This is a genomic window from Flavobacterium sp. FlaQc-47 (genome assembly GCF_044006475.1).
Lineage (GTDB): Bacteria > Bacteroidota > Bacteroidia > Flavobacteriales > Flavobacteriaceae > Flavobacterium.
Genome location: NZ_JBIPCQ010000006.1, coordinates 249,147 through 273,947, shown reverse-complemented (window position 1 = coordinate 273,947; position 24,801 = coordinate 249,147). Strand labels below are relative to the sequence as shown.

Annotated in this window: 14 protein-coding genes; 7 read left to right on the top strand and 7 right to left on the bottom strand. The window is 34.6% G+C overall.

Features of this window, described 5'->3' with window-relative positions; genetic code table 11:
- Positions 1–109: 109 nt before the first annotated feature.
- The 6 genes from ACHRVX_RS19360 to ACHRVX_RS19335 form a co-directional block, all read right to left on the bottom strand.
- Positions 110–4,201, bottom strand: a complete 4,092-nt coding sequence (locus tag ACHRVX_RS19360) for a two-component regulator propeller domain-containing protein (RefSeq protein ID WP_395335223.1) — start codon at positions 4,199–4,201, stop codon at positions 110–112.
- A gap of 426 nt (positions 4,202–4,627) precedes the next feature.
- The gene (locus ACHRVX_RS19355; protein WP_395335222.1) at positions 4,628–6,265 is read right to left on the bottom strand and encodes a hypothetical protein; all 1,638 of its coding nucleotides are present in this window, start codon (positions 6,263–6,265) and stop codon (positions 4,628–4,630) included.
- A 272-nt stretch (positions 6,266–6,537) separates the two neighbouring features.
- A complete protein-coding gene (gene uxuA / locus ACHRVX_RS19350; protein WP_395335219.1) occupies positions 6,538–7,722 on the bottom strand; it encodes a mannonate dehydratase in 1,185 nt (394 codons plus the stop codon).
- 376 nt (positions 7,723–8,098) lie between these two features.
- Complete coding sequence (locus tag ACHRVX_RS19345; protein WP_395335217.1) at positions 8,099–8,911, bottom strand: SDR family oxidoreductase; 813 nt, start codon at positions 8,909–8,911, stop codon at positions 8,099–8,101.
- Between the two features lie 137 nt (positions 8,912–9,048).
- A complete protein-coding gene (locus ACHRVX_RS19340; RefSeq protein ID WP_395335216.1) occupies positions 9,049–9,711 on the bottom strand; it encodes a bifunctional 4-hydroxy-2-oxoglutarate aldolase/2-dehydro-3-deoxy-phosphogluconate aldolase in 663 nt (220 codons plus the stop codon).
- 4 nt (positions 9,712–9,715) lie between these two features.
- Positions 9,716–10,165: a YhcH/YjgK/YiaL family protein gene (locus ACHRVX_RS19335; RefSeq protein WP_395335213.1), complete on the bottom strand. Its 450-nt coding sequence runs from the start codon at positions 10,163–10,165 to the stop codon at positions 9,716–9,718.
- Between the two features lie 357 nt (positions 10,166–10,522).
- Here ACHRVX_RS19335 and ACHRVX_RS19330 point away from each other — a divergent pair, with 357 nt between their 5' ends.
- Positions 10,523–11,563, top strand: coding sequence for a LacI family DNA-binding transcriptional regulator (locus tag ACHRVX_RS19330; protein WP_395335313.1), 1,041 nt, complete (start codon positions 10,523–10,525; stop codon positions 11,561–11,563).
- Positions 11,564–11,763: 200 nt separating this feature from the next.
- Here the strand turns inward: ACHRVX_RS19330 and ACHRVX_RS19325 are convergent, their stop codons facing one another.
- Positions 11,764–12,933 carry a DUF4861 family protein gene (locus tag ACHRVX_RS19325; RefSeq protein WP_395335211.1) on the bottom strand — a complete coding sequence of 390 codons (1,170 nt, stop codon included), beginning with the start codon at positions 12,931–12,933 and terminating at the stop codon, positions 11,764–11,766.
- A 215-nt stretch (positions 12,934–13,148) separates the two neighbouring features.
- On the opposite strand from ACHRVX_RS19325, the gene ACHRVX_RS19320 reads away from it, so the two are divergent.
- From ACHRVX_RS19320 to ACHRVX_RS19295, 6 genes are all read left to right on the top strand, one after another.
- Positions 13,149–14,087, top strand: a complete 939-nt coding sequence (locus ACHRVX_RS19320) for a tetratricopeptide repeat protein (RefSeq protein ID WP_395335208.1) — start codon at positions 13,149–13,151, stop codon at positions 14,085–14,087.
- Positions 14,088–14,089: 2 nt separating this feature from the next.
- On the top strand, positions 14,090–15,166 hold the full coding sequence (locus ACHRVX_RS19315) for a hypothetical protein (RefSeq protein ID WP_395335206.1): 1,077 nt from the start codon (positions 14,090–14,092) through the stop codon (positions 15,164–15,166).
- Between the two features lie 35 nt (positions 15,167–15,201).
- Entirely contained in the window at positions 15,202–15,678 is a 477-nt protein-coding gene (locus ACHRVX_RS19310) for an NUDIX domain-containing protein (RefSeq protein ID WP_395335204.1), read from the top strand.
- A gap of 79 nt (positions 15,679–15,757) precedes the next feature.
- Positions 15,758–16,390: an HAD family hydrolase gene (locus ACHRVX_RS19305; protein WP_395335202.1), complete on the top strand. Its 633-nt coding sequence runs from the start codon at positions 15,758–15,760 to the stop codon at positions 16,388–16,390.
- Positions 16,391–17,105: 715 nt separating this feature from the next.
- Positions 17,106–20,036: a triple tyrosine motif-containing protein gene (locus tag ACHRVX_RS19300; protein ID WP_395335201.1), complete on the top strand. Its 2,931-nt coding sequence runs from the start codon at positions 17,106–17,108 to the stop codon at positions 20,034–20,036.
- Between the two features lie 784 nt (positions 20,037–20,820).
- Positions 20,821–24,786: a family 16 glycosylhydrolase gene (locus ACHRVX_RS19295; protein ID WP_395335199.1), complete on the top strand. Its 3,966-nt coding sequence runs from the start codon at positions 20,821–20,823 to the stop codon at positions 24,784–24,786.
- Positions 24,787–24,801 lie beyond the last annotated feature (15 nt).

Here is a 24,801-nt window from a genome sequence, read left to right as displayed (position 1 = left end):
TTGGTTTTCATAATGGCAAATGTAGCGGGCGCAAACGATATAGAAATACAAAAAAGGGTATCTAAAAATACAGATACCCTTTTTTAAGCCCTTTAAAATAAGGAATTTCTTAAATTATAGCAGAAGATTTGAAAAATTTGTCGGCGAACTGAGTTGGTGTTTCGCCGTACTTTTTCTGGAAGCATTTACTAAAGTATTTCGGATTATTGAAACCCACTTTATAACTTACTTCCGATACATTTAATTTGTTTTGTTCTAATAATTGAGCGGCGCGTTTTAAACGTATTTCATGAATAAATTCGTTTGGTGTAAAATTCGTCCACGCTTTCACTTTCAAAAATAACATCGTGCGGCTAACCCCTAATTCCGTACAGAAAAACGGAATATCAAATTGCTCGTTCGAAATATTTTCCTCGACAATTTTGAAGGCTTTTTTCAATAATTCTTCGTCTAATGAGGAAACCGTAATTTCTGACGGAATAAAATTATCCTCGCTTGAAAACCTGTTTTTTAAACGTTCTGTAGAATTCAGCAGGTTTTTAACCCGAAGTTTAAATTCAATTAAATTAAAAGGTTTACTGATATAATCATCAGCGCCACTTTCCAGTCCTTCAAATTTATACACCAATGACGTTCTCGAAGTCAGTAAAATAACCGGAATATGACTGGTCTTTAAATTTTCCTTAATCTTAGAGCAAAGCTCAGTTCCTACCATTTCAGGCATTATCACATCACTTATAATTAGATTTGGGATATGCTGTAATGCTTTTTCAAAAGCTACTTTTCCGTTTTCGGCTTCAATAATATTGTAATCTTTTTTCAGTAAATTTTTCATGAACGATCGTAAAACCTTGTGATCTTCAACAATCAAAATCGTTTGTTTTTCGTCGTTTACAACAAAATCATCAATGTCATCCGGTTCTGCTATTTCTGATTTTTCTAATTGTACATTATACTGCGAAATATCATCGCTTATTTTAAAATCAGTAATAATTTCATTGTCCATTAAATGTTCCCGACCAAGCGGAAGCGTAACCGTAAAAACAGCACCTCCTGATTCTTTATTGGTAACTTCGATATTTCCTTTATGCAGTTTTACAATATTTTTCACGATCGAAAGTCCAATTCCCGTTCCTTTATTGTAGTTTTTCTTGACATTATTGTGCATTGGAACTTCAAAAAACAAATCAAAAATTTTGTCTTTATATTCTTCCGCAATTCCGGCTCCTGAATCTTCTACGCCTATAAAAAGATTTTCGTTATCATGTGCTATTTTCAAATGAATGTTTCCGCCTTTCGGAGTATATCGAAATGCATTTGAAATTAGATTATAAAAAACACGTTCCAGTTTATAACGATCAAAATAGACCGGAATTTCTTCTTGCGAGGATTCAAAAGTATACGTATAACCGCCATCTTTAGCATATTCGATAAAAGATAAAAAGATTTCTTTAGTGAATTTTACGATATTTCCTTCCGCAGATTCCAGCATAACCTGATGATTTTCAAGTTTCCTGAAATCCATTAAACGGTTGATCAGGCTTAAAAGATGATTGGCACTTCCTTCAATAACCAGTAGCTTTTTATACATTTCATTCGTTCCGTTATAATTGGCGAGAATTTGTTGCAACGGTCCTAAAATCAACGTCAAAGGCGTTCTGAATTCGTGCGAAATATTAGTAAAGAAATCCAGTTTTGCGTGATTGTTTTCTTCAATACGCTTTGTTTCCAGATATTCCAGTTCCAGTTTTTGTTTCAGTCTGGCTTTTGATTTCATGATCCAGATTAAACCGTATAATCCCAGACCAATGATAATTGCGTACAATAAAAACGCCCAGATACTACGCCAAGGAGCAGGATTTACAATAACGGTTAATGTGGTTGGAACTTTATTCCAAACGCCGTCATTGTTCGCGCCACGAACTTCAAAAGTATACGTTCCGGGATTCTGGATCGCAAAAATGGCTTCAGTATTTTTAGTCGTTGTCCAGTTGTTTTCTAATCCAACCAAACGATAACTATACTCATTATTTTTAGACCGAATGTAATTTGGAATTGAAAAATCAATCGAGAAATTAGCTTTGTCATAATCCAGTGTAATGGTTTTGGTATAACCAATGCTTTTTTCTAAAACTCCAACCGAATCATTGGGATGAATGGTTTCATTTTTGATTTTTAAATTGGTAATTAAAACCTGAGGCGCATATCGATTCAAGGAAATTTTCTTGGCATCAAAATACGTTGCTCCGGACGGACTGCCAAAATAAAACTGATTTGAATCTAATTTTAAAGCCGAATTATCATTAAATTCATTACTGGCCAAACCATCTTTCTGGTCATAAATAACAACTGTTTTTTGAATCGTGCTGTATTTTATGATGCCCTGATTCGTACTAATCCATAAGTTTTGATCATCATCTTCTAGTATTGAATGTATTGAAGTTATGACCGTATTTCCTGCTCTTAAATTGATTTTGTTGAATTTTTTTCCGTCAAAATAGTGCAGGCCTTTTGCTTTTGTTCCCACCCAGATTTTCTTTTGACTGTCCTGAAACAACGTGAGAATATCATCGCCGGATAAAGAGGAGGAATCAAAAAAGAAATGTTTTATTGCATACTTATCAGAAGAAAAATTCTTAAACGGAATAAAATTGAGTCCGTTTTGAGTTCCTGCCCAAACGCCATTTTTTTGATCGACTAAAATGGTGCGGACAATATTATTAGTGAGATAATTGGTTTTTGCAGTATCGTTTCCGATAATTTCAAAGGTTTTAGCCACTGTATTGTATCGAATCAATCCTTTACCAAAAGTACCAATCCATAGAATTTCATTTCCTTCGGCTTTGATCGAATAAACGCCGGATTCCTTTACTAAAGTATTCAAATTTGCAGCGATACGATTGTCTTCAATTCTTTTTGAAATCGTATTATAAGCGGATAATCCTTTTGAGAAAGTCCCAATCCATAAAATATCTCCTGAAAGACACATCGATTTAATGTCATTTTTAACCGTTTGCCCACTTTTGCTGTTGATGTAATTTACAGCTTCGGTAGTTGTATTATAAATCGTAATTCCTCCGCCTTCAGTTCCAAAATAAATATTGTGATTTTTATCGGCAATAATCGAACTCACCACATCAAAACTCATCGGAATCTTTTTAGAATTCTGATTGTAATTGGAAAAATTTACATTTGAGATATCCCAAATATTCACACCTTTGTAATAACAGCCAATCCAGACCGAGCCTTTTCGATCCATAAATATAGATTTTACCTTGTCGATTCCGTTACTGTTATTGCTATTGTTTATTTTTTGAATACTCTTGTCTTTTCCTAAAATATAGATTCCGTCGTACGCGCCAATCCACAAAGAACCTTGTTTGTCAATTGCCAGAGAACGAATGTCTGTATTGATTTCGCGGTAGCTGTAATCAGATAAAAAAGAAACAAAAGCGTTAGAGGTTTTGTCAAATTTTAAAAGGCCTTTGTTTTTTGTTCCCACCCATAAATCGCCCGAAGCATCTTCGGTAATTGCCTGAACATTTAAAAGATCAACCGCATTTAACGGATAATTTCTGAATGATAATTTGCCATTTCTTCTGCTGATGAGCTGGCACAAACCTTTAGTAGTTCCTATCCAGATTCCACCTTTTTTAGATTTTAAAATCGTAATAATATTATTGCTGGGAACCGTCGATTTATCAGAATCTGAATGAAAAACCGAACTGAATTTATGAGTTTTTTTATTATAAATCGTCAGTCCCTGCGAAGTTCCAAACCACATTTCGTCGCCAATTTCCTTAATCGACCAAATGGCATTACTGCTTATTGTGTGATTGGTTTTAGTATGTAAATAGCGTGTAAAAGCATTCGTAACAGGATCATAACAATTAAGCCCGTTATAAGTTCCAACCCAGATTTTCCCCGTATTATCTTCTTCAATAGATAAAATATCATTGTTACTGATTGAATGTTTATTGGCAATATCATTCCTGAAAACGGTGAATTTACTTCCGTCGTATTTATTCAGACCATCGCGCGTACCAAACCACATTTGTCCAAATTTATCCTGATGAATAGCAATAACAGAACTCTGCGACAGCCCATCCGTAGTCGAAATATTTTTAAGACGGTATTTATTTTGGGAAAAAATATTTCCTGAAATAAACAGTAAAACCAGAAAAGCTATTTTATATTTCATGGTGGTTTTTTTTGAGGTGCAAAGTGAAAGAGGGGTAAAGGGTCAAAGGAACAAAGGTTCAAAGGTGGCAAAGGTTTTTTCCTCATTTTATGTCATTTCGACGGAGGAGAAATCACACTTATAACTCGACAAAGATTATTTCTTTTAATTGCGGAGCTTCTTGTGTGATTTCTCCTTTGGTCGAAATGACAAACACTACGTTTTATAGTTACTTAAAAAACTTTGCGACTTTGCGTCTTTGCGTGATTAATTTAATAGATGCAAAATATTTTTCAACACATAGAACATAGATTTTTGTGTATTAAAAAAGGAATCAAAAAAACTAGTTTTCACACATAGTGGTACTTTAAGTACTATGTTTTTTAATGTAAAGTGAAACGCTTTTTTTCAACCTTGCAATAAACTATGTTTCTATGTGTTTAAATATTATTTCTTCAACCGCTTTTTTAACTGATAATCATACAACGAAGGCACTTTATCCAAAGACATATTCAAAAACTCAATATAAGCATCAGGTTCATATTTTACTTCAAATTCAGCATTCCCATTCACGCCAATAATCCTTGCAAAAGGTCCATCTTTCATGCCGTAAAGTAAAACTGGTTTCGTGATTTCAGCAGCGTTTTCAACCTGAACATTTAAGTTCCAGAATGTGCTGAAAGGTCCATGAGACGGTTTCCAATATTCTGCACCGCCACCTCCAAATAAATAGTAACTATTGTTTTTATCCGGCGTAATATGCACCGTAATATGATCAAATAAATTTTGATGATTAGCTCCGGAATGCTGATCTAAAAGCGCATCGGCAAAAATCTCACAATCCTTATACACGTTTTTAGTCGCAAAAGTGTTAAAACTTAACGGATGAACCGCTTTATTATAGATTTTTAAATTCTTAACCAATACATTATGAACGCCACCCAAAGTCACCGTATAATGTGACATATGCGCGCCATCAGTCACAATATCCTGAATAGTAACATTTGAAATTTCCTCACATAAAATCCCGCTATCGGCATTCGTAATTGTAACATCTTTGACCCAGCTATTAAAAATACGCGTTAAAAATATGGCATTATTTCCCGGTTCAACATGATGTGCGACTCTTGGAATATCAGGAAAAGTAAACCGAATATGTTCGATTCCCACTTCGTTTAAATGTTTCCATTCGACCAATTGCGCCTGATAACCTGGTTTTATAGCAATTGTCAAAGGCGTTTTAATCGTAATTTTTGAGTTCGAAATTGTAGTGATTTCAACTTGTTGTCTTACAATGGGGAGTTTTGGAAATTTCCAATGATGAGAACCCGGTTTTACATTGGCGCCTTGGTACAAATCTTTAATAATTTCGCCATTTTCACCGTCTTTATTAAACAATTGAAGTTCTACAATATCGCCCACCTTCAACCCTTTTACCTCCGAAACATTAATGATATGTTCCCCCATATTTCCGGAACTTACTTTGGCTAAGGGATTTGGATCTGGTTCGTATTTATCCAAATATGACTTTACACGTTCACCGGGATTTTGTGTCCATATGAAACCACCTGACCATGCATATTGCGAGAAAGGCAAATCGACATTATTCTCAGGTTCGCGTTGTCTTTTGTCAAGTGTTGTAAGATATTCTCTAAGTTCAGCCAAAGATTCCGGATCTTTAAGATACATCATTGGTCGAGGACAATAAATTTCTGTTCCTTTTTCGCCAGAACCAGCGCCAAGAAGTACAAAATTGCTTCTTTCGATATATACAATGTCACTTAAAATAATCCTTCCCGCCGGTAATTGCAAAATCACATTTCCATCGACAGCATTTGCGGCTTTTAAAGCCTTCAGTAAAGCTTTAGAATCATCAAGACCGTCGTTTGCTTTTACGCCAAAATCTGTGGCATTAATAATTTTTCCTTGTGATTCAGGAATCTGGCTTTCGCCAAAATGATAACCTGCGTAACTAAAATCAGGTAAATAATTCGTTTTGGATTGAAGAATTTTAGGCAATTCCTGAGCCATTGCAATACTATTTACAAAGAGACTGCAACAGATAATAATGGCTAGACGGGTCATGTTTTGTGGTTATTTGTGGTTAGTTAGTAGGTTTGCCACCAAGGCGCTAAGGCGCAAAGTTTTTTAAATGCAGTTTCTGCATATTTTTGTCATTTCGACGGAGGAGAAATCTTCGCAAGAAACTCTACAAAGATTGGCGATTTTCTATACGGAGCTACTTGCGAGGATTTCTCCTCCGTCGAAATAACAAACTAAACGTAACACTAAAAAAAATCTGCCTAATCTGCAAAATCTGCGTGAAACAAAAAGCTCTGCGACTTTGCAAGATTATACTACAAAGACTTTTTAATCCCCATTTCAAGGCCTCGCAATTCAGCTAATCCTCTCAAACGTCCAATGGCAGAATATCCCGGATTCGTCTTTTTATTCAAATCATCCAGCATTTGGTGACCATGATCCGGACGCATTGGCAATTGAATATTATGGCTGTTTTCGACTTCAATAATTGCTTTTACAACTTCGTACATATCAACATCACCTTCCAGATGATTCGCCTCGTAAAAACTTCCTTCGGCATCTCTTTCCGTGCTTCTTAAGTGAATAAAGTTCATTTTATTGCCGTGACGCCTTACAATTCCCGGTAAATCATTATCAGCTCTTACGCCGTATGAACCCGTGCACATGGTGAATCCGTTTGATTTTGATTCGACAGCAGCCATTAATTCTATCAAATCTTCCTCCGTACTTACCACTCTTGGCAAACCTAAAATCGGGTAGGGAGGATCATCCGGATGAATCGCCATTAAAACCCCTTTACTTTCGGCAACCGGAATGATTTCTTTCAAAAAGAAGAATAAATTTTTCTTCAAAGCCGCTCTGTCAATATGATTGTAACCGCTTAAAGTAATTAGAAAATCTTCTACAGAATAAGCTTCTTCGGCGCCTGGAAGTCCAGCCAGAATATTTTGCTGTAATTTTACTTTATCAGCGTTTGTCATTGCTTCAAAGTATTGTGTGGCTTTTTTGATTTGTTCCTCCGAATATTCATTCTCTGCTCCCGGTCTTTTCAGAATAAACAATTCAAAAGCTGCAAAAGCATTGATGTCAAAACGCAACGCCTTTGATCCGTCTGCGGTTTCGTAAGCTAAATCAGTTCTCGACCAGTCTAATACCGGCATGAAATTATAGCAAATGCATTTTATCCCGCACAAAGCCAGATTTCTGATACTTTCCTTGTAATTCTCAATATATTCAAGATAATTTCCCGTTTGTTTTTTAATATCTTCATGCACCGGAATACTTTCTACAACCGACCATGTTAAACCTGATGCGCCTTTTTTGGGATCACCATTTTCATGTTCAATTTCGACTTTCCTTTTAATAATTTCCTCAATATCCCAAACTTGCCCGTTCGGGATATGATGTAATGCGGTCACAATTCCGGTTGCGCCGGTTTGTTTGATATCTTGTAAAGAAACTGGGTCGTTTGGTCCGAACCATCGTAACGTTTGTTCCATTTTTAATTTATTTTTATTAATATTCAGGAGCTATTTCCCGCTATCCGTTTCAAACGAAGTTCACTGAACTCCGATTAAAAATAAGAATTAAGTGAAGTAATCTTCTATTCTAAACCCCAGAATAAAAGGATCTCCACTACTCCCGATAGTTATCAGGACGGGCTAGGGCACTCATTTTTATAAGAAATATTCTTAATTTTTATGTCATTTCTACCAATGACATTTAAAAATTAGAATAAAAAAATCCGTTTAAATCCGCGTCTTTGCAAAGCAAATCCGTGTCATCTGCGTGCCATGACAAAGATTCTAGACAAACATGTTGTGTTTTATACCTACAAGGTTTTGAAAAGATTGCAAGAGTGGTAAAACAAAATCTTTATATACTTGTTGCCGCAAATCCACCATCGACTTTTAAAATAGTTCCCGTGACAAATTTCGACATATCGCTGCATAAATATAAAAGTGCACCATCGATATCTTCCGGTTTACCAAATCTTCCCATTGGCGTATGTTCGATTATTTTTTGACCTCTTGGCGTCAGTTCTCCTTCCGGAGTCAGCAATAAATCACGGTTTTGTTCGCCTATAAAAAATCCCGGCGAAATCGCATTTACACGAATTCCTTCACCGTATTTTGAAGCCAGTTCAACCGACATCCATTGCGTAAAATTATCAATTGCCGCTTTTGAAGCCGAATATCCAACCACTCTTGTCAAAGGTCTTTGTGCCGAAGCTGACGAAATATTAATGATATTTCCTGTTTTTTGTTTGGCAAAAAGCTCCGCAAATACCTGAGTTGGCAACATTGTACCAATAATATTAAGATCCACAACTTTTTGTAAATCTTCGACTTTTAAATCATAAATCGCCTGATCCGGACTAATTGTTGCGCCGGGCATATTTCCTCCGGCAGCATTAATTAAAATATCAAGTTTTCCGTATTTTTCAACGATAAAATCTCTTGCTTTTTCAAGTTCTTCCTTTTTTAAAACATTCGCCTGAATCGCAAAAGCTTTTCCGCCATTGTTTTCTATTGTTTCAACTATTTTATTGGCTTTTTCAATCGATTGAGAAACAATCCCAACGATAACGCCTTGTTTTGCCAAAACGTTTGCAAAGTTGCTTCCCAAAACTCCGGCACCGCCTGTTATAAGTGCAATTTTTCCTTTAAGGTTAAATACTGAATCCATATTAAATTTTAAATTTATAGGTATGTTTTTTTAAACACATAGAACATAGCTTTTAGGAATGTTTAAAGTTGCTTTATTTACATTACAATCATAGACTATGTAAAAAAACTAGTTTTATTCCAGGTGTTAAATAATAATTATCGTCTAATTGTCTGGATTATTTCCAGCATTTTTTTAGTTTCATTTTCAATTACATCATAATCCTGTTCTTCCATACGTTTTTTACTGATGAGTTTACTTCCTAAACCTACGGCAGAAGCTCCTGCACTAAACCAGCTTTCAATACTTGCATGAGTAGGTTCTACGCCGCCTGTAGTCATAAAAACAAGTGATGGGAAAACATCTTTTATGCTGCTCAGGAATTCCGTTCCCAAAATATTCCCGGGGAAAAGTTTAACAAATGTGATTCCGGCATTTTCAGCAGCGATGATTTCTGTTGGCGTCATACAACCCGGAGTGTATAAAAGTTGATTGCTAATTAAGTAACTCGCAACTTCAGGAACAAAACCCGGACTAATAAAAAAGTCTGCTCCGGCATTGTGAAAATCTTTAGCTTGTTGTACATTTTTAATAGTTCCAATACCTAATAGCATTCCAGGCAATTCGGTATTTCGAACCGATACCATTTTTGTGAAGTTTGACAGCGCTTCAGGACCTCTGTTTGTATATTCTACAGCTCTGATTCCTGCTTTGTAAAGCGTTCGCAGGACTTTAATACTAATAGTTTCGTCAGTTGTAAAATAGAGCGGGAGGATTCCCTGGTTCACAATAACCTCTATCGTATTTTGAATAGTTTTCATAACTTTAGATCTTTACTTTAATAACAATTTTTTTAAGTGTTCCTTCGCCAATCATGGCTGCATGAACATCTTCCGGAAACAAAATGGCAAACTGTTTTTCCTGTAATTCAAAAAACATATCCGGTTTATCGTGAAAAAAACGAACATCTTTTTCGTCGCTGTAATCCCCATTTGGACTAATGCATTTTTCTCTTGGTTTCCATGCAAAAGTTTCAGGTCCTTTTATCGAAATCTGTATGTCAATATTTTTATCGTGACATTCAAAACCCTTAATACTTTCTTCTCTTGTTGCACCTTCGCCCACAATTACAATTACTTTTAATTCTTCGGCAATTTCAAAAGCTCCTTCTTCAAGAATGCTGATATCGGTTTGACTTACATAATCAAATGCTTTTTTAAAATTGGGATGAAGGCTGAAATATTTTGCAGCGTTTTGTAATGAATCTACAATCATTTTATTAGGTTTTATATTTTACTGAATTTTTTAAATGTGCTTAATTAATGTTTTACTTTAATTAAAGTATCACTTATTTTAATTTATCTTATAATATTGGTTTTTAAATATTTGCATTTATCATGTCAGTCTAATATTTATATGTCATAATTCTTATTTTTAAAAGCCTTATAAATCTTTTAAAAGTAAAAATCTTAATATTATTTTTGATGAATGTGATGATCTTTTTCAACAATGTGTATATTTGCGTGTACGCACACGGTAATTACAAATATATATAAAAAGTTAGGTTAAACAAGCTGCATTTAATAAAAAAATAATAATTTAGAATGATTTCCAGAGTCATTTAACTTAAAAATAATCAATATCATAACAATAAAAAAAATTGCCGAACTCGCCAATGTTTCGCCCGGAACAGTTGACAGAATTATCCATAATCGTGGGCAGGTAGCTCAGGAAAATGTCGATAAAGTGAATGCTATTATTGAAGAATATGGTTATAAACGAAATATTCTGGCGAGTAATCTTGCGTTGAATAAAAAGTTTAGGTTTGCAGTATTTTTACCGCAATATGAAAATTTAGAATATTGGAAAAGCCAAATTGCCGGAATAGAAAAGGCAGCTGTAGAATTTCATAAATTCGGGATTGTGCTGGACTATTTTTTCTATGATTTTAATGAATTTTCGTTTAAGGAATCGGCGAAAAAAGTATTGGAATTTGATTGCGACGGATTGTTATTTGCACCCATTTTTTATGAAGAATCCGTTCGTTTTTTAAAAGAATACGAAAAGAAAAATATTCCGGTGGTCATGATTGATTCTAATATTGACAGCAATAACAAACATGCCTATATTGGTCAGGATGCTTTTCAAAGCGGATATCTCGCCGGAAGATTAACTAGTTTTGCCGTAAAGAACGAAAGGCAAATTCTTATTGTTAAAATTACCAGAGAAATAGAAAGTACCTCAGTTTATTTACAAAGAATTGATGGGTTTTATTCCTTTTTTAAAGATCATGGTGAACTTACGAATTTCAAATTTTCAGAAATTACCATAAAAGATTCCGGAACCGACCAATTGAATCTTGAAATGTTTTCCGGAATAAATAGTGTTTTTGTACCCAATTCCAGAGCTTATATTGTCGCCAGATTTTTAGACCAAAACAATATAAAAGGCGTCCGTATTATTGGTTATGACTTATTAAAGGACAATATCGAATATTTAAATAAAGGCGTAATTGATTTTTTAATCAACCAAAGACCCGAAGAACAAGGTTATATGGCAATTGATCATTTGTACAAAAAACTTGTTTTGCAGGAAGATGTAGAAAACACACATTATATTCCGTTAGAAATTATTCTAAAAGAAAATTATTTTCCTGCTAAGAAAATGGTTTGAGTTTTTTTGCCCACGGGTTTTACGGGTTTGAACTGGTTTTCACAGGTTTATTTTTTAATCGCGCAAAGTCGCTAAGTCGCCAAGGTTGAAGTAATTATTTTTGTCAAAGTTTAAAACTTCGCACTTTGCGTGAACAAAACAAAAAAAATCCGCGTAAACCAGTTCAAACCTGTAAAACCCGCGGGCAAAACAGCAAACATTTACTTCTTAACCTTAACTACAAGCGGGTTATTTATCTTTTCGGCAAAGGAACTCAAATAAGCTTCCCAGTCTTTTTGAGTTTGAAACGGACTTCCTTTTTTCCATCCAAAACCCACGTAATAAATTGCTTTATGATTTTTAACGGCAATATTTCCGTAAAGATTACTGAGATCTTTATCGTTCGTAATATTATTGTCAAAACTTTTTAAAGTGTTTTTTGGCGCGACGATTCCCGTTCCAATTTCCGAATCATCGATGGGTTCCCAATGACTTAACCAGCCTTGTTTCAGGCTGGTTCCAATAGTCCCTTTTTTATCATGAAGCGTTAATCCTGCTGCAACAGACTTTGTTCCCTTAATATTGATTTCAAAACGCGATAAATAACTTCCGTAGTCCAGACTAATACGTTTCGATTCGGTTATTTTTTTACCTTTTGCATCCCAATTAGCGTATGTCAGAATAAAACTCGTTCTGATAGGACCTGTTGTAATAGTTCTCCAAGTGGTGAAATTCTTCGAAAAATAATATTTATCATCGACTTTCACGGCAATTCCGCCAACGCCACGACTATCACCCACATGAAAATTATCCAAACCTTCGCCCGTATCTTTATGATACGTTCCCGTTCCGTTTGTTGCTTTTTCGTACCATTTATTAATTATTGGGTAATTGACTCTTTTTAGCCACGCATCGATTCCGCTTGTCAGAGTTCCGCCTGCAACTTTGTCTTCGATCATTTTTTGAGCAACGGGACCATAAGTTCTAAAGGCGACTTTATTATTTTCCCAGGCATAATCGTCCGTACGTTCCGGAACAAAACGCGAATAACAATTGATATTTTTAGTTGCTGATGAATTATCAGACAGTTTAATTTCAAATTCTTTTGATGATGAAGCACTTATTTTTGGCTGAAATAATAAAATATCCATAATGCCATCTCCATCATTATCTACCGCTTGTGTCTCTAAAACCAAATTAGAACTGATTTCTTTTACCGTATAATCTTCCAACTTTACAGAAGACGGTAATTCGAGTGATTTTTTAGTCAGTTCAACCGTTTCAAATTCACGATCAACTGGCAGGGAATTGGTTACGGTAATCATTTTATTTTGAGAATGAACAGCAAAATTACTTGCCAGAATTGCGGTGAATAAGAGATATTTTTTCAAAGCTGAATTGGTTTTAATTTTTAAAACGAAAAGTATTTTATGAATTCTAAATTTACAAATCAATTATGAGTCAGGAATACAGAATTGGAGTAAAAATGTACATAAATATATTGTTATTTAAAATTTCACAAGAGAAACATGTAGATTACAGAAAACAGTAAAATGTAGTTTAAAACATTATGTAAGTTTGATTTTTTATTAAAAGAACAAATTATATGCGATACGTTTCTAATCTAATTCCAGAAAAAGCACAGGTTTTAAAAGAATATTTTAAAGCTAGTAATCTTCCAGATAAAAAATCAAAGAACACTAAAATTGATTTTTTGAGATGGGTTGTTGGAGTATTATTTCTATTAATTGCGCTTTCATATTTAAAACATCTATCACTTACTTTACTATTTGGCTTTATTGGTTTTATGCTCTTACCTCCGGGGCATAATTGGATAGAAAAAAAATTCAGATTTTCTTTTACCACAAAAATGAAATCTATTTTGGGTATTGTACTTTTTTTGTTTTCCATTCCGCTTTTAGGACATTATACTACGATTGATAAAAAAGAAGCGCATTTATTAAAGATAAAAACTGAGCATCAACAAAAGCTAAAAGCAGAACAGGATCTAAAGGAAAAAATCAGGAATGATAGTTTGGTTTTTTACATAGAAGCAAGTTCTCAATTAACCAATAAGCACAAAACTGATGAAGCAATAAAAAAACTTAAAAAAGCTTTCGGGTTTGTATCATTGCCAGAAGATAAAACTAAAATAGCATTTGAAGAAAAGAAGATTTTAACGGTTAAAGCCTTTGATCTTGTCAAATCTGAGAAATATAAGTTAGCCTTACCAATATTAGACACTTTAATTACTCAAGATCAACACAATTCCAATCTATATTATAACAGAGCAATTTGTTATAGTAAAGTGGGTAAAATCAAGGAAGCTGTAAGTAATTGTAAAACAGCAACTCAGCTTGGAGATAAAAATTCCGATAAGTTATATGATAAAATTAATCCAATAAAAATGCGAGTTGCATATTATGTAACTCGCTGTTGTGATGGTTCAACATCAGGTTCATCAGGAAGAGGAACTTGTTCACATCATGGAGGTGTTTGCAATTGGAATGAGCCGGTTTATGAACAATATAGAAAATACGAATAATTATGAGACAAGACATTTTTCAAGTTGTTCCATTGGTAAAGGCAAGTTTCTTTCAGAAATTATTTAAGCAATTGCCAACAGAAAATAGTATAATTGAATTAAATAATTTATTGGCTTCATATCCATTAGAGAAAATTTCTAATGAGAATATTTACGAAATAGAGCAGCGTTATCAAGTTAATCTGGAAAAGGAATTCAAGCTTAATTTAGAAGAATTTTATGCGGTATATTTAAATTATTGTCTTAGAGATGGAATTTTGAATGATTCGGATTTTGATAATTTAAATCATTTGAGATTAATTTTGTCACTAAATATGGATTCTGTAGTGAAGTTGAGTCATAAAATTGGAGAGTTGGTTTACAGGAAATTTTTTGAAAAAGCAATTTCTAATGGAAGGCTAATAAGAAGAGAAGAAGATTTTTTAGAGAAAATAGAAAAAGATCTTCAGCTTCCAAAAGCACTTGTAAATAAGATTTCCAATGAAAGTAAGCGCAACTTTATTCAAAATTATGTAGAAAATGTAATTAAGAACCAAGAACTTTCACCAGATAAAGAGCGCGAAATAAACAATATTGCCGAGAGTTTAAATATCGATTTAACTTTCAGCAAAGAGATTACGACACAGTTAGAAAAACTTAAGTTATATTGGACATTAGAACATTTTCCTTTATCAACTATTTCAACTGATATTGTCATTCAGAAATCTGAAAAATGTTATTTCAAAGTTGATTCGGTGAAATGGTACGAAGTAAAAAGTTCACTTCAAAAGCCATCACATTACAATTTAAATATTAAGGCTTTAAAAGCATTTTATTTAAAGTCAACTTCTCAAAAATCGAATACCTGCAATTATAAATATATCGATTCGGGCAATTTATATTTAACTAATAAAAGAATTATTTTTACAGGAAGAAATAAAGATTTAAATATAAGATTTGAGAAAATTTTAGAGTTAAGTCCAAAATCAGATGGAGTAGAAATAGACAAAGAAACAATAAAGTCTGTATTTATTCAGTTCACAAATAAGACCGATGAATTTTGTTTGATTTTAGATAAGTTAATCAAAATGAACCATTAATTATGTATATTTAAATATCTAATTAATATCATATTATGAAAAAAAGTGCCGGCATATTACTCTACAAATTCATAGATAAAACAATTTATTTTTTATTGGTGCATCCCGGAGGTCCATTCTGGAAGAATAAAGATTTAGAAAGTTGGTCGATTCCAAAAGGAGAATTTACAGATGGTGAAGATCCTTTGCATGCTGCCCAACGTGAATTTCAAGAAGAAACCGGTTTTGCATTAGAAGTCGATTCCGAAGATGATTTTATTGCGCTTGAATCCGTAAAGATTAAATCAGGCAAAACAGTTATCGCGTGGGCGTTGGAATTTGACATTGATGTAACTTTGGTAAAAAGCAATGAATTTGAAATGGAATGGCCGCCAAAATCCGGAAGCATGAAAAGCTTTCCTGAAGTTGACAGGGCAGAATGGTTTCAAGCTGCCGAAGCACTGAAAAAAATAAATCCCGCACAGGCTGATTTCATTGTTCAGATTATCTCAAAAATTTCCTCTTCTCTATAAAACATACACTCTCTTACAGAATAATTTCGTAATTTACATTTTCGGTCAGGCCGAATAATTAAAAATGTAAATAAAGAATATGGAAGTTAAATGTATTATTTTCGATTGTGATGGAGTTCTGGTAGATACTGAAAAAATTGGTAACGGAATCATGCTTGAAATGGCAGCAGAATATGGCTTTAAGATGGAACTGGAAGATGCGTATCGTGATTTTAACGGTCGTAAATTAAAGGAATGTTTCTTGTTTATTGAAAACGCTATCGGCAAAAAACTTCCGGATACTTTTGAATCAGATTATCGCCAGAAAAGTTTTGAGGCTTTCAAAACGCAGGTTAAACCAATGGAAGGAGTCCTAAAATTCATCGAAAACTTAAAAATCCCGTATTGTGTTGCTTCGAGCGGTCCGGTTGATAAAATCAGGCTGAATCTTGAAGTCGCAGGATTATTGGACAAATTCGAAAATAAAATATACAGTTCGTACGAGATTAACAGCTGGAAACCGGAACCGGGAATTTTTCTGCACGCTGCAAAAGAAATGGGTTTTGATGTAAAAGACTGCATCGTAATCGAAGACAGCAAAGCCGGAGTAATTTCCGGAATAAGCGGCGGTTTTAAAGTCTACGGTTTTACAAACGGATTCAACAACGAAGACCTGGAAAAAGAAGGTGCGATTCTTTTTAGTAGTTATGAGGAATTAAGTGAGGTTATTTAGTTTTTTAGTCTCAGTTTTCAGTCTCAGTTCTTAGTCTCAGTCTCATTCACGGTTTTTAGTTTTTTTGTTCGAATGAGATTTACGTAATACGAGTAAACCCGACAGGTTTTAAAACCTGTCGGGTTTTGACATTTGTTTCAGGTTCACGATAACTTCATTTCGCAAGCAGCTCAACAAAGATTTGTGATTTGCGTGCTTAGAACGGATTAATCCTGATAGCTCTCGGGACATCCTTGCGATCCGTTCCTCCGGAACTCTTTATAAAATTCCGCAGGAATGATTTATTTTGTAGCTAGGGATTTTAATCCCTTGAAACGCAAAGTTTTTTCTCATTTTGTGTCATTTCAACGGAATGATAATCACACAATAAAACCGATAAGCTTTGTCAAAACTTTCTCATTTCAAAACATTATCTAATTATCAAATTCTCTCATTGCCTAATTTTATTTTTTCCAATTATCAAATTCCCTCTTTATCTAATTAATTTCTTCATTATCAAATTATCTAATTCGAATGTAATTTGTTACATTAAAATAAATTTTTATATATTTGAGCAAACAGATTCGTTTTTTTTATCACAACAAATTATCAAATTATAATTTTAATAGTATAAATACGAATGTGTTTTTTGCTTGAAAATACCTTTTCCCAAAGGGGTTGTTTTTAAGATTTCGGTGGTCAAAAGCCGCGAACTAACCTACAGACAGAAACAAAAATGACGAAGTTATTAATTAAAATTTTAGTTCTTTCGATATCCTTTTCGTGTCCAATTGTGAATGCTCAAATTAAAAAAATTGGAGTTCCTTTTATCACAAATTACAACCCGAAAACCTATAAGGCCGCCTCTGAAAACTGGGATGTTTTACAGGATTCTAAAGGAATGATGTTTTTTGCAAATCATTTTGGAATCATGCAATTTGATGGTGTGCGATGGAATATTGTTACGCAGCCGCAAAACAAAAGCATGGTTCGTTCCCTTGCGATTGATAAAAATGACAAAATATATGTGGGTGCTCAGGGCGAATTTGGTTACGTTGTTCAGTTGGCAAACGGACAATATAAATATTCCTCTTTACTCAAATTATTGTCGGCTTCAGACCAGAATTTTGGTGATGTTTTATATACGGTTGTACTTCATGACGAAGTTGTTTTTTTCTCCAATGAAAAAATATTTATTTATAAAAACAACAAAATCAAGGTCATAAAGTCTAAATCTAATTTTGATGAATTCTTTAATGTGGCGTCAGATATTTATGTTTTAGACCATGTAAAAGGATTATTAAAATTCAGGAAAGATGTTTTAATACCAGTTGAAAACGGACAAAAGTTTGCCGGAATGAAAATCAGAAAAGTTTTTGAAAGCAAAGATGGTTTGCTGATTCTTACTCAAAAAAACGGACTTTACACATTTAAAAATAATCAGTTGCAATCTTTTGTGACCCAGGTTGATAATTTACTTATGCAAAGTCAGATCACAACTGGAATTTTACTTTCGGATGGTTATATTGGCATTGGAACCCGACAATCCGGTTTGATCGTTATTGATAGTACCGGAAATTTAATTCAGCATATCAACAAACAAATGGGTTTGCAGAACGATTATGTGACTAATCTTAAAATGGATGTTGCCGGAAATTTATGGGTTACACTTAAAGAGGGAATTTCGCTGATCCAGATTTCGTCACCGTTATCAAAAATATTGGATGCATCAAATGCAGAAACTAAGATATATTGCAGTCAGATTTATCAAAACAAACTTTACATCGCCACAGATAATGGTGTTTTCTGGCTCGATTGGGAAGGGTATAAAAATGGCCAGCATGAAAATGTTCACTTTCAGCATATTTCCGGAATGTCAGAAAATGTGTGGAATGTGGGTGTTTTTGGCACTTCGCTTTTAGCGTTTGAAAAAAACGGAATATATGAAATCAAAGGAAATTCAGCACAATTAATAGCGAAAACAGATGGAGCCTGGCAGGGAATTCTGATTCCTAATCATGCTGATCTTTTGTTAGTGGGCGGTTATAACGGATTGTATCTATTAAAGAAAATAAACAATTCATGGGTATATCAGCATAAAATAAAAGGGTTTGAGGAAAGCAGCCGAATCATTGTAACCGATAAGTCGAATAATATCTGGATTGCACACGGATATAAAGGAATTTATAAAATCAATTTTAATACAGCATTTGATGCTGTTTCAAAAATTGAGTTTTACAATCAGGCAGATGGTTTTCCGTCAAGTCTGTTTTTGAATACTTTCAAAATAAATAATGAGATTCTTTTTGGAACTACAAAAGGCGTTTACAAACAAGATTCTCATTCGAAAAAAATGATTCAGGATCGTGTTTTTAAGAAATATCTGGGAACCGAAAATCATATTCGTTTACTCAAAGCCGATAATCAAAATAATATCTGGTACATATCAGGTGAAAATACCGGAAAGATAGTTGAAACCGAAAATCGTAATTTTGCCGTTGAAGAACTCCCTTTTCGAAAACTCCGGTATTTGTATATCCCCGGTTTCGAGAATATACAGACGACTTCTAACGGAGATGTATTTTTTGGAACGCAAGACGGACTGATTCATTATAATACAACCAAAAGCAAAAAGTTTCAGACAAAATTTAAAGCGGTAATTTCTGAGGTGAAATGTATATTCCCGAAAGACAGTTTGTTGTTTTCCAGTCGATATGATGTTCTTCCTTCCAGTACAGAATCGGTAAATAATACACTTTCTCCCGTTTTATCGTATGGTAATAACGCGTTACATTTTTCGTTTGCGTCACTTTGTTATGATGAAGCCGATGCGACAAAATACGAATATTGGCTGGAAGGTTTTGAACCCAAATGGTCAGACTGGAATCTTCAGACGGAAAAAGAATACACGAATTTGCCGGAGAATGAATATATTTTTCACGTAAGGGCAAAAAATATCTATGATGTTGAAAGTGAAGAAGCCGTTTTTAAATTTGAAATTCTTCCGCCATGGTACAGAACAATTTGGGCTTATATTTTGTATCTGATACTTTTTGGGGTTTTACTTTATACGATTATTAAATACCAAAAAAATCTTGCAGAACGCGATCGTGAACAATTGATTCTGAGTCAGGAAAAGGAATTGCTTCGTAATCGTGCCGAATTAAACGAACAAAAACTGGCATTGGAACAGGAAAATATGGCAATTATGCGGGAAAATCTCGAATCGACGATTAATCTCAAAAATGCTAAAGTGGCTTCGAATACGGTGAATCTTATTCATTTAAATGAAATTTTACTTTCGATAAAAGAACTTATTGGTCAGATTGATAAAAAGAATGATTTTAATACCAATTTTGATTTATTGAAAAAAATCAACCGAATCATCGATCATGAATTGCAGGGAGATCAGCACTGGAACGAGTTTGAAGAAATCTTTAATCAGCTTCATGATAATTTCATGCAACGTTTAAAAACAAGTTTCCCGGAATTGACTCCGCGTGATATGCGTTTGTGTGCGTATTTACGAATGAACTTTAATACGAAAGAAATTGCGCCGCTTTTAGGAATCTCCGTTCGTGGGGTTGAAGATACAAGATATCGTATTCGTAAAAAATTACAGCTTTCATCTGAAGCAAATATCACAGAGTTTATTTTGAATTTTTAGATGCTCGAAGTGTGATTTTTTTAACACATAGATCTTTTGGTGAATATTTTTTACGCAGATTTTAAAAAATTTAAAAGATTTAAGCAGATAATTATCAAAATGAAATCTGCTAAAATTTGCCTAATCTGCGTGAAATAATTTTTTTTTGATCTTTTTTGTGTGGAGTTTTTTCACGCAGATTTTAAAAGATTTAAGCAGATATTTATCCAAAATTAAATCTGCTCAATCTGCCTAATCTGCGTGAAATAATTTTTTTTTGATCTTTTTTGTGTGGAGTTTTTTCACGCAGATTTTAAAAAATTTAAGCAGATAATTATCCAAATGAAATCTGCTCAATCTGGATAATCTGCGTGAATTTTTTTTGATCTTTTATTGTGTGTAGTTTTTTTATACAGATTTTAAAAGATTTAAGCAGATATTTATCCCAAATTAAATCTGCTAAAATCTGCCTAATCTGCGTGAAATAATTTTTTTTTGATCTTTTTTAATCTTTTGCTAAAATTTTATCACTCATTCTTACAAACAAAAACTCCCGCTAAACGGTGATTAAATCCACGTCATAAGCCCATTTTTTACTATCAGTAAAATCCTAAGTAGTTTTACGCGTTTTGAAGGCTGATTATTACATTTTTTTACAAACACCGTAGTCAAACCGTATTCAAAAATGTAAGTCTTACCTCAATTATTTGTTAATATTGTCCCACTATTATCAAAATAACAATCTATTTTTTACAAAGTCGGTTTTTATTGCGCTAATAATCTTTACTAACAAAAAATTAAAAAAATGAAACAAAATGACTTCATTTTCGGCCGACCACCGAGAAGCAATTACAATGTATTTAAGAGGTGCCTCATTCTTACAATTATCTTATTGTCGCCCTTTTTAAAAATTCAGGCACAATGCAGCACTTTAATTTGGGCAGATGAATTTAACGGCACAACTGTAGATGCCACAAAATGGCAAAGTATTTCCGGAAACGGCTGTCCGTCACTCTGTGGATTCGGAAATGGAGAAGCGCAGCGTTACGATCCAAATCAGGCAACAATTGTTAAAGAGGGAACTGATAGTTATTTGAACATTCAGGCAAAATACGAACCAAATGCATCATTTCCTGCACAACCGTATTCCTCAGCAAAATTAACTACCGAAGGTAAATATGCCATTAAGTACGGAAGAATCGAAGCCCGTATGAAATTATCTTCAGGAATGGGCGCTTGGCCGGCATTCTGGATGTTACCTGCCGGAACTTCCAACTGGCCATTTACGGGTGAAATTGACATTATGGAAGCCAAACACAGAAACCCAAAAAATGTAGACGGAACAATTCACTACGATGGTGGAGGATATCATTATACAGGCAGAAGCTATACTTCGCCAACTGATTTATCGACAGAATTTCACATTTATGCGGTAGAATGGGGACCAAATATCATTAAATGGTTTATTGATGGCAATTTATTTCATACTGCTACACCACAAACCACTGTAAATGGTGGCTGGCCTTTTAATGATCAACAGTTTTATATCATTTTAAATCTTGCCGTTGGTAGCGCAGGAACACCTTATACAAGTGTAAACGGAGCAGGAGTAGAGCCTATTCCGACTGACTTTCCGGCAAAATTACAAGTAGATTACGTTCGCGTTTACAGCGGAAGTTTTACTTACGGAGTTTTGGGTGATGCGAAAGTGTATAATAACGAAGCAAATAAAACCTATTCTATAAATGCAATTGCCGGAGCCACTTACAACTGGACAGTTCCAGCCGGAGCCACGATTACTTCAGGACAAGGAACAAACAGCATTACGGTAAACTGGGGAACCACCGGCGGAGATGTATCTGTAGCTACAACAGTTTCAGGTTGTGCTTCAAACACTTATAAACTGGCTGTAATTACAGAAGTTCCTTTACCGGTAGAAAAAATTCACGAAGATTTTCAATCGAATAGAAATATCGTTTACGGACTTAAAACAGGAGTATTGACAGAAGCCGTGGCAAATCCTTCGGCTACGGGAATTAATACCTCTGCTTTGGTAGGGAAATATGTTCGTAATGCATCTGAATTGTATGATGTTATGAATATCAAAAATCTAACGATCAGCAATGCGAACGATTACGTTTATGGCAGAAAAAAGATTTCTTTTGATATCTATACTTCGGCACCTGTTGGAACCAAAATCTCGATGCAACTTGAAAATAGCCTTGTAACAACGGCAATTAATTTTCCGTCAGGAAGACACAGCGGTTACAAGGCCACAACAACGGTTCAGAACAAATGGGAAACCATAGAATTTGAATTCGAAAAAGTAATCGACCCCAACACAAGCGCATTATCAATTAATACGGTGGTTTTTCTTTTTGAATCAAATTCAAATTCGGGAGCGACTTATTATTTTGATAACCTGCTTACAAGAGCTGCGCCGGAGAAACCGATCATTTCTACTGATATTCTGCAAAATTATGACGGAATCAATAAAATCATTAAAGGAACCACAACCGGAGTATATTCTGTAGTTGCAAATCCGGGAGCAAATGCCGTAAACAATTCTGCTAATGTGGCAAAATATGTTCGAAATGTAACGGAGCAATATGATGTACTTTTCTTTAATACACAAAGTAATATTGAAGATGCAGGTTTACTAAAAAATCAAACGAAAAAAATCATGATTGATGTCTATACTTCGGCACCAATTGGTACTGTTGTAAGTCTGAATTTAGAGAACAGCGCAACATCACTTCCGGCGAATTTCCCAACAGGAAGAAACAGTAATTATGTAGCGATCACGACGAAACAAAACCAATGGGAAACCCTGACATTCTATTATAATTCAAGTCCGGATGAAGGAACTTCAAATCTTGCCGTAAACCAAATGGTGATTTTAGTGAATTCAGGTTCTTATACAAGCGACACGTATTACTTTGATAATATCAGAATTGGTTCAACCAAATTACCGGACACTTTCACGCCCGGAGTAGTGTATGAAGATTATCAAACCGTTCACAATATTACTTTTAGAGACGCGATTGGAACGTATACGCCAAATGCGGCAAACCCAAGTGCAAGCGGAATCAATACGTCATCAAACGTGGGGAAATATGTTAGAAAATCAACTGAATTGTATGATAATTTTGCCTTCAATACGACTTTAACGAACATTGGAGATTTCAAAAGCGGCACTAAAAAGTTTGCTATGGATGTGTACACTTCGGCTCCGGTGGGATCAGTAATTTCCTGGCAGGCAGAAAGCAGCGCTTCAATTCCGTCCAATTATCCGGTGGGAAGACATAGTATTTACCAAGCCGTTGTAAAACAGACTAATACCTGGCATACACTGGTATTTTCATACGCAAGTTCGCCTGACGCTTCAACATTAAACAGCGAAGTAAATCGTTTTGTTTTCTTACTTGAACCGGGAACAAATTCCGGAAATACGTATTATTTTGATAACATCAGAGCAGTAAATTTAGTTTCTACTGATGTTCCTCCGGCAACTTTACCATCGCCGTGGATTAGTCAGGATCTTGGTGCGGTTACGCCAGCAGGTGAAGCAACTCATGCCAGCGGAACTTTCACCATAAAAGGATCAGGAACAGATATTTGGGAATCAAGTGATCAGTTTCAATTTGTAAATCGGTCTATTACTGGTGATGCTGAAATTATTGCCAAAGTAAATTCACTAACCAATACAAATACCTATGCAAAAGCGGGAGTGATGTTTCGTGAAACGCTTACGCCAACATCAAAACACGCAATGACCAATATTACTGCGGCTGCGGGAGTGGAATTTTTATCGAGAGATGCGGTTTCTGTACCAACAATTCAGCAGGGAGCAGCGGGAACTTTTGCAAAATGGCTTCGTATCACCAGAGTTGGCAATGTATTTACATCCTACACATCAGATAACGGTACAACCTGGACGCAATTAGGAACGCCAAGAACTATTGCAATGGCGAACACCATTTATGTGGGAATGGCGGTAACTTCTCACGCAAACGGAACTCTGTCAACAGGAGTTTTCAGCGATGTTATCGTTCGCAATATTACGCCTCCAAATAACACCGTTAATTTGGCTTTAGCCAAAACTGCAACCGCTTCTACAGAGGAAAATGCAACTTATTCTTCGGCGAAAGCCACAGATGGTGATGCAGCTGTAACAAGATGGGCGAGTAGTTTTGCCAATGCAAGCGAATGGATTTATGTTGATTTAGGAGCTAATTACAACATTAATCGTGTGGTTTTGAAATGGGAAGCCGCTTTTGCAACGCAATACAAAGTTCAAATTTCGACAGATAATGTTTTCACCGAAAATGAAACCGTAAACACACAAACGGAAAGCGATGGCGGAACAGATGATTTAGCGGTAAGCGGAACCGGAAGATACATTCGTATTTTATGTACGGCAAAAGCTTTGGCTCCATACGGATATTCTTTATTTGAAATTGAAGCGTACGGATCTGCTTCTTCCGCTAAAAAAGCCGCGGTTGTTATGGAAGAATTTGAAGTAGCAAATACCGCTTTTGTAATGTATCCAAATCCTGCAAATAATACCGTTCAGCTTTCATTGCCTGAAAATTTAGACAATAAAACGGTAACGATTTATGATGAATCCGGAACATTATTATTGGAGAAAAAAATCGACGCTGATGTCAACGAAAGCCAAATTGATCTTAGCAGACTTAGAAAAGGAATCTATATCCTGAACTTTAAATCAGATCAAAAAAACTGGTCTAAAAAATTGATTAAGCAATAGTTATAAAATCTGTTG